At 66.4% G+C, this 6,330-nt stretch carries 3 protein-coding genes; all 3 read left to right on the top strand.

Annotation, left to right across the window (positions count from 1 at the left end; translation table 11 throughout):
• Nucleotides 1-115 precede the first annotated feature (115 nt).
• Genes atzF through C84B14_RS15590 form a run of 3 tightly spaced genes read left to right on the top strand, consistent with a single transcriptional unit; the run spans nucleotide 116 to nucleotide 6,290 of the window.
• The gene (gene atzF / locus C84B14_RS15580) at nucleotides 116-1,933 is read left to right on the top strand and encodes an allophanate hydrolase (RefSeq protein ID WP_353225459.1); all 1,818 of its coding nucleotides are present in this window, start codon (nucleotides 116-118) and stop codon (nucleotides 1,931-1,933) included.
• Nucleotides 1,933-5,568 carry an urea carboxylase gene (uca, locus tag C84B14_RS15585; RefSeq protein ID WP_353225461.1) on the top strand — a complete coding sequence of 1,212 codons (3,636 nt, stop codon included), beginning with the start codon at nucleotides 1,933-1,935 and terminating at the stop codon, nucleotides 5,566-5,568. The genes atzF and uca overlap by 1 nt, the downstream gene beginning before the upstream one ends.
• A 2-nt stretch (nucleotides 5,569-5,570) precedes the next feature.
• Complete coding sequence (locus C84B14_RS15590) at nucleotides 5,571-6,290, top strand: GntR family transcriptional regulator (protein WP_353225462.1); 720 nt, start codon at nucleotides 5,571-5,573, stop codon at nucleotides 6,288-6,290.
• The last annotated feature ends 40 nt before the right edge of the window (nucleotides 6,291-6,330 follow it).

A 6,330-nucleotide genomic window follows, 5' to 3' on the forward strand; every position in this document is an offset into this window, starting at 1 on the left:
CCCGCCGGTTGTCGGGGCGGGTTGGTAGCGTCGCTTCGACCACCTGAACTCGGATCGACGCCGGGCTGGCATAGGCGTTGCTAAGCGGTTGTATACACCTCTGTATGCAGCTTCTATGACCATTTCGACCCTGGCCGACTGGCAGGCCACCTACGCCGACAACGCCCATACGCCCCGTAGCGCGCTTCATGCGCTACGCGACAGCCTTGGCAGCGACGACCCGGCATGGATTCATATCGTGAGCGGCGCCGAGCTCGACGCCCAGCTCGATGCCTTGGATGCCCGCCTGCAGGGCGCCGGCGGCCAGCCATCGGCCCTACCGCTCTACGGCGTTCCGTTCGCGGTCAAGGACAATATCGATGTCGCGGGCCTACCCACCACGGCCGCCTGCCCCGCTTTTGCCTATACGCCCGAACGCTCGGCCGCGGCGGTGGAAAGACTGCAGGCTGCCGGCGCCATCGTTGTCGGCAAGACCAATCTGGACCAGTTCGCGACCGGGCTGGTGGGCACCCGCTCGCCGTATGGGGCCGTACCCAATGCCTTCGACAGCACTTATATAAGCGGCGGCTCCAGCTCGGGCTCGGCGTCGGTCGTTGCCCGCGGGCTGGTGGCCTTCTCGCTGGGCACCGACACGGCCGGTTCCGGGCGCGTGCCGGCCGGCTTCAACAACCTGGTGGGCGTAAAGGCAAGCTGCGGGGCGATCAGTACGCGCGGCGTGGTGCCGGCCTGTCGGTCGCTGGACTGCGTGTCCATCTTCGCTTTGGATATCGCCGACGCCGACGCCGTCCGCGGCGTGCTGACCGGCTTCGATGACGAAGACGCCTACTCGCGTAGCGCCCCGCATAACGCCGCCACGGCCAGCGCGTCGGCTACGCCGCGGCTGGGCGTGCCGAGCCAGCCCGAATTCTTCGACGACGACAGTGCACGGGCCGCCTTCGACGCGGCCGTGACCCATTGGAAAGAGGCCGGCGCCGAAATCGTCGAACTCGATTTCACCCCCTTTCACGAAGCCGCCGCCCTGCTCTACCAGGGCCCGTGGGTGGCCGAACGCTATGCCGCGGTGGGCGAATTCATCGAGTCGCATGCCGATGCGGCCGATCCGGTGGTGGCCAACATTATCACCGGCGGCAAGAACGCGACCGCGGTCGATGCCTTTCGCGCCCAGTACGCCCTCGCCGCGCTCAAGCACAAGGCTGATGCACTCATAGCGACCGTAGATGCGCTGCTGGTACCGACCGCGCCGAGCATCTATCGCCAGGACGAAATCGCGGCCGAGCCGGTCGCGCTCAACAGCCGGCTGGGTACCTACACCAACTTCGTCAACCTGCTCGATTATTGTGCCCTGGCCCTGCCGGGCGGTTTTCGCGACGACGGCCTGCCGGTCGGTATCACCGTTATTGCGCCGGCCTGGCAAGACGACCGCCTCGCCGCACTCGGCGCGCGCTGGCAAAACCACCAGCCCTGGCCGCTGGGCACGGGCAAACGCCTGGCCGCCCAGGTCGCGATCACGCCCGGTGCCGCAGCGGCCGACGATGTGGTCCGGGTCGCCGTCGTCGGCGCGCATCTGCGCGGCATGCCGCTGAACTGGCAGCTCACCGAACGCGACGCCCGCTTCGTGGAACAGACAGAGACCGCGCCGGAATACCGGCTGCTGGCACTCGCCGGCACCACACCGCCCAAGCCCGGGCTGATCCGCGGCGAGGGGGGCGCGGCCATCCAGGTCGAGCTTTGGGACGTGCCGGTCAGCGCATTTGGCTCGTTCGTTGCACTCATCCCTGCACCGCTGGGCATCGGCACCTTGCAGCTGGCCGATGGCCGGGAAGTGAAAGGTTTCATCTGTGAAGGCTGGGCCGCCGACACCGCCCGCGATGTCACTGCCTTTGGCGGCTGGCGGGCCTACATCGCAGATCAACAAGCAAAGGCGAACGACTGATGCCAGAACTCGATACCGTGCTGATCGCCAACCGCGGCGAGATTGCCGTACGCATCGCGCGTACGCTCAAGGCCATGGGCGTGAAAAGCGTGGCGGTCTATGCCGATTCGGATCGCGACAGCGGCCATGTGAACGCGGCTGATCAGGCAATCGCCCTGGGCGGCGACACGGCATCCGAAAGCTATCTCAATGTCGAGGCCGTGCTGGCCGCTGCCCGCGAAAGCGGGGCCCAGGCGATCGTGCCCGGCTACGGCTTTTTATCAGAGAACGCCGATTTCGCCCGCGCCTGCGAAGACGCCGGTATCGCCTTTGCCGGGCCCACGCCCGAACAGATCGAACAGTTCGGTCTGAAACACACCGCGCGTGAGCTGGCCGAGAACGCCGGCGTGCCGCTGGCTCCCGGCACCGGCCTGCTCGACAGCCTGGCCGCCGCGAAAACGGCGGCCGCCGAGCTCGGCTATCCGGTCATGCTCAAATCCACGGCCGGCGGTGGCGGCATCGGCCTGTCGCGCTGCAACGACGAGCCCGCGCTGGAAGCCGCGTTCGAAAAGGTCGCCCGGCTGGGCCAGAACTATTTCTCCGACGATGGCGTGTTTCTGGAACGCTTCATCGAGTCGGCCCGCCACGTCGAAATCCAGATTTTCGGCGACGGCAACGGCACGGTCGTGGCGCTGGGCGAACGCGACTGCTCGCTGCAGCGGCGCAACCAGAAAGTGGTGGAAGAAACGCCCGCCCCGCATCTGCCCGCAGCCACGCGCGAGGCGATGATGGCGGCCGCGGTGAGCCTGGGCGAGTCGGTGAACTACCGCTCGGTCGGCACCGTGGAATTCATCTACGACGGGGCCCGCGACGAGTTCTATTTTCTGGAGGTCAATACCCGCCTGCAGGTCGAGCATCCGATTACCGAAGCGGTGACCGGTATCGACCTGGTCGAATGGATGGTGCAGACCGCGGCCGGCACGCCGCCGGACCTGGCCGCATTCGAGGCCAAACCCCAGGGCGCGGCCTTCGAGGTGCGTATCTATGCCGAACAGCCGGCACACGACTTCGCCCCCTCGCCCGGCACGCTCACCGAAGTGGTGTTCGCCGAGGAGGCCCGGGTGGATACCTGGGTCGCCGCCGGCACTGAGGTATCTGCCCATTTCGACCCGATGATCGCCAAGCTCATCGTGCACGGCAATACCCGCGACGACGCACTGGCCCGACTGGCCAGCGCGCTGGACGCAACGCGCCTGTCCGGCATTGCCACCAACCTCGACTATCTGCGCCAGATCGTGGCCGACGAACGCTTCGCGGCCGGCGACGTTTCGACCGCCTTCCTGGCCGATTTCGACTATGCCCCGCCGTTTCTGGAAATCGTCAAACCCGGTACCTATACCAGCATCCAGGACTATCCCGGACGTACCGGCTACTGGCATATCGGCGTGCCGCCCTCCGGGCCCATGGACGACTACGCCTTTCGGCTGGGCAACGCCATCGTCGGCAACCATGCCTCGGCCGCGGGGCTGGAATGCACCATTCTCGGGCCGACCATTCGTTTTCATAGCGACGCCACCATCGCCCTTACCGGGGCCAAAACCGAGGCCATGCTCGACGATGCGCCGGTCGATTTCTGGGCGCCGGTTTCGGTCAAGCGCGGCCAGACGCTGGTCGTGGGCAAGGCCGAATCGGGCTGTCGTACCTATCTGGCCGTACGCGGCGGCTTCGACGTGCCCGATTATCTGGGCAGCAAGTCCACATTCGCCCTCGGCCAGTTCGGCGGCCATGCCGGCCGGCCGCTGCGCGCTACCGATATGCTGGCCATCTGTGATGCCGCCAAGCCCAATGCGCCCACGCCGGCACCCACGCGTGCGCCAAAGGCCGCACCGCCCGAACTGGTGCCCGACTACGGTTCGCACTGGGAAATCGGCGTGCTCTACGGCCCGCACGGGGCGCCGGACTTTTTCACCGAAGAATCCATCGCGGAGTTCTTCGCCACCGACTGGGAAGTCCACTACAACTCCAATCGTCTCGGCATTCGCCTGAATGGGCCGAAGCCGACATTCGCCCGCGAGGACGGCGGCGAGGCCGGCCTGCACCCGTCGAATATCCACGACACCGAATACGCCGTGGGCAGCATCAACTTTACCGGCGATATGCCGGTAATCCTCACCCGCGACGGGCCGAGCCTGGGCGGCTTCGTCTGCCCGGTGACCATTGCCGCGGCCGAGCTGTGGAAGGTCGGCCAAGTGGCGCCCGGCGATACCATTCGTTTCGTGCAGCTGGGCTTTGACGAGGCCGCCGCCCTGCAGCGCGAGCAAAACGCGGCCTGCGACGAGCTGACCGTGCCTAAAGCGCGACAACCGTTGGCCCTGCCGGCGGCGGCAGACACGGTCTCGCCCTGCGTACTGGCCGAACGCCCGGCCGAGGGCAGCCGCCCGGCGGTGGCCTATCGCCAGGCCGGCGATCGCTACATTCTGATCGAGTACGGGCCGAACGTGCTGGACCTGCGTTTTCGATTGCGCGTTTACCTGCTCATGCAGGCGCTGGAGGCCAACCCGGTCGACGGTATCCTCGAGCTGTCGCCCGGCGTGCGTTCTCTGCAGGTCAACTACGACGGCCAGCGTATTCATCAAAGCGATCTGATCGATGCGCTGCTGGCGATCGAAGCCGATCTGCCCGAGGTGGACGATCTCAAGCTCAACACCCGCGTGCTGCATCTGCCGCTGGCGTTCGAAGACAGCGCCACGCTGGACGCGGTTTCGCGTTATCGCCAGTCGGTACGCGATACCGCGCCCTGGCTGCCCAACAACGTGGACTTCATCCAGCGCATCAACGGCCTGAAGACGCGCGAACAGGTACAGGAAACCATCCTCGCGGCCAGCTATATGGTGCTCGGTCTGGGTGATGTCTATCTCGGCGCGCCCTGTGCCGTGCCGGTGGACCCGCGCCATCGGCTGGTCACATCCAAATACAACCCGGCACGCACCTATACCGCCGAAGGCACGGTGGGCATCGGCGGCGTGTACATGTGCATCTACGGCATGGACTCGCCGGGCGGCTATCAGCTGGTCGGGCGTACCCTGCCCATCTGGAACAAGTTCGGTCACAACGCCCAGTTCGAACCCGGCGAACCCTGGCTGCTGCGCTTTTTCGATCAGGTGCGCTACTACCCGGTCGACGAAGACACCCTGGCCGATATGCGGGCCGAATTCCGGGCCGGCCGGCTGCACGCCGAGATTACCGAAGAAGTCTTCGATTTCGCCGAATACCAGCAGTTTCTCGACGCCAACGCCGACGATATTGCCACCTTTCGTGAGCGACAGAGCGAGGCCTTCGCCAAGGAGGTCGAACACTGGCAGGCCCAGGCCGATGCCGAGCCCGAGGCCAAGGCCGGCCCGGCGGCCATGCCCGACGACGACGCCATCGAGGGCGAAGCCGTGACCGCCGATGTTTCCGGCAACGTCTGGAAACTGCAGGTCGAGCAAGGCGCGAGCGTCGAGGCCGGCGACCCGCTGGTGATCGTCGAGGCGATGAAAATGGAGTTCGCGGTGGATGCCCCCTGTGCCGGCACCGTCAAGGCGCTGCGCTGCAAGCAAGGCACGCTGGTGTCGGCGGGCGACGTACTGCTCGTGATCGAGCCGGCCGGCGATTGAGCATGGCCGCGGTGCATGTGGGCCGGCCCGGCGGCCCGGCCCGGCGTTCAAACCTCGCCGACCGGATCTATGCCCAGATCAAGGCCGAGCTGTTCGATTTCGAACTCATGCCCGGCGATGCGCTATCGGAAAACGAGATCGCCGCACGCACCGGGGCGAGCCGTACGCCGGTTCGCGAAGCCCTGTTTCGCCTCCAGCGCGACGGTTATGTCGACGTAAGAGAACACAGCGGCTGGTATGTCCGGCCGCTGGACTTCGACGTCTTCGACGAACTCTACGAGGTGCGGATTACGCTCGAATGCGCAGCCGCCGCGCGCCTGTGTGCGCTCGACCACCGCCCGCCCGAGCTGGCCGAGCTGAGCGCCGTCTGGCAGATCGAGCGCAGCGAGCGCAAAACCGACAGCACCATCCTCTGGCAGCTCGACGAACAGTTTCATGCCGGCCTGCTCGCCGCGGCGGGTAATCGCGAAATGGCGCGTATCCATCGCGACGTGACCGAGCGCATTCGTATCGTGCGCCGGCTGGATTTCGTCCAGCCCGCCCGGGTGGATGCCACCTACGAAGAGCATGCCGAGATCCTGAACCGGCTGGCCGAGGGCGACACTGAAGCCGCCCAGCAGGCGCTCAAACGCCATATCCGCGCCAGCCGGGATGCGGTGCGCCAGATTACGCTGCACGGGCTTTTCGAAGCGCGGGATGCACTTCGTACGCGCGAACGCTAACGCCCACACCGCCCGTGCCCGCTAGCTGTGTAAACCCACC

Source organism: Salinisphaera sp. C84B14, assembly GCF_040361435.1.
Classification (GTDB): Bacteria; Pseudomonadota; Gammaproteobacteria; order Nevskiales; family Salinisphaeraceae; genus Salinisphaera.